2 protein-coding genes are annotated in these 1,748 nt (G+C 71.1%); both read right to left on the reverse strand.

The annotated features are described in order from the left end of the window. Positions 1-470: 470 nt before the first annotated feature. On the reverse strand, positions 471-1,076 hold the full coding sequence (locus AB0C29_RS46820; RefSeq protein ID WP_360834637.1) for a LysE family translocator: 606 nt from the start codon (positions 1,074-1,076) through the stop codon (positions 471-473). A gap of 24 nt (positions 1,077-1,100) precedes the next feature. Continuing rightward, positions 1,101-1,583, reverse strand: a complete 483-nt coding sequence (locus AB0C29_RS46825; RefSeq protein WP_360834639.1) for a GNAT family N-acetyltransferase — start codon at positions 1,581-1,583, stop codon at positions 1,101-1,103. Positions 1,584-1,748 lie beyond the last annotated feature (165 nt).

Consider the following 1,748-nt stretch of genomic DNA (forward strand, 5'->3'; position numbering starts at 1 on the left):
CACGGCACCGCCAACGCGGGAGCACGGCACCGCGGATACGGGAGCACGGCACCGCGCGCGGGTACGGCACCGCAGACGGGGTGCACTGCACCGCCAACGTGGGTGCACGGCAACGCACCCGCGCGCACGGCACCACAGATGCGCGCACGACACCGCGTGCACGGCACCGCCGATACGAGAGCACGACACCGCGCGCACGACATCGCCGACGCGGGAGCACGGCACCGCATACAGGGCGGCACAGGATCTGGGAGGAGTGGGGTCGGCGCGCGGGCGGCGGGACGCAAGCCGCACAGGGCTCGTGTGGTGCGGGTAGACCTCGGTAAAAATCGGCCCCTATGGCGGCCATCTTTCACCAAGATCTCGCGCCCCCACCCCGAAAAGCGACAAGCGGCGCAGCAAACCGGACAAGGCAGGCGGCCGTCGGCGGAAAGGGCGACACCCCGGTCAACCCCGGCCGGGAGGGCAGCTCACTCCGTGGCCAGCTTGGCGCTGAACCCGAGCAACGCCGCCCCCGTAGCCGCATCGAGCATGCGCCGAACCCGCCGGCGAGCCAGCACCCGCCGAGCCCGCGCCAACCCAGCCACCACCAAGAGCAGATACAGCAACGACAGCACAGCGTGACTCAACGCCAGCGCGAGCAGCGCCCCCAGCGGCGCGTCCGGGCCCAGGAACTGCGGCAAGACCGCCAGGTAGAAGACCAGCACCTTCGGATTCGTGATGTTGGACAGGAACCCCTGCCGCCACCCCGCCCCCGACGCCTCGCTTCCAGCTTCGGCATAGCGACCGGCCAGCGCCGACCGCAGTGCCTGGATGCCCAGGTACGCCAGGTACGCGATCCCCGCCCACTTGATCGCCTGGAACACGGGCTGCGCCCGGGTCACGAGTGCGCCCAGTCCGGCCGCCGCGGCCAGGCCTTGCACCGCGTTGGAGCTGGCCACTCCGGCCGCACTCCATGAGCCTCGGCGGCGCCCGCCGGCCAGGGTGTTCTTGGTGATCACCGCGAAGTCCGGGCCCGGCACCAGGACGAGCACGATCGCGAAGATCAAGAATGATCCGTACGTCGACCACGTCATCCACCGACCGTAACCCCGCCGCCGTCAGAGCGCCCGGTAGTACCTGACCTGGGGCAGCGCGGTGAAGCCGGCCTTCTCGTACGCGCGGCGGGCCGGTGCGTGGCCCGGGTCACCACCGGTCCCGATCGCCACCAGTTGCGCTCCCGCCGCTCGCGCCTGCTCCACGGCGTACGAGATCAGCGCGTCCGCGATGCCCTTGCGCTGGTGCGCCGGGTCGACCGCCAGCATCTCGATCTCGCTGCCGCGGTCCGCATCGTTGAGCACCAGAGCGACGAAGCCGACCGGCTCGTCGCCGGCAGTGGCCACCCACGTGGTCGCGGCGTGTTCGGTGCACACCTTCGCCACGTCGCGGGCCTGCGACGACAGCCAGTCCGGGTAGATCCGGCGGTAGATGTCCTCGCCCAGCACAGTCTCGAAGGATGCGAAGACCGGCGCCCATGCCCGCAGCGACAGCCCGACAACGGCGTCGATGTCCGCGTGCGTGAGCGCCCTGATCTCGATGGTCATGAGGATGAGACTGCCAGCAGCGGGTCCGGGTGCAGGGAGGACGGCAGTCCACGCCGCGCGGGTTCGTGATCCGCAGCCGCCCGGGAAAGGCTGAGTCGCATGAGGCCGGACGGTGGAGAGCCCGGATGAAGCGTGGCCGCGGGCGGTTCCGCCGGCCGGCCGAGG

The organism is Actinoplanes sp. NPDC048791, assembly GCF_040650095.1.
Taxonomy (GTDB): Bacteria; Actinomycetota; Actinomycetes; order Mycobacteriales; family Micromonosporaceae; genus Actinoplanes.

Coding starts and splice junctions, on each gene's coding strand:
- AB0C29_RS46820 (WP_360834637.1), bottom strand. CDS start 1,076: ATGACGTGGTCGACGTACGGATCATTCTTGATCTTCGCGATCGTGCTC.
- AB0C29_RS46825 (WP_360834639.1), bottom strand. CDS start 1,583: ATGACCATCGAGATCAGGGCGCTCACGCACGCGGACATCGACGCCGTT.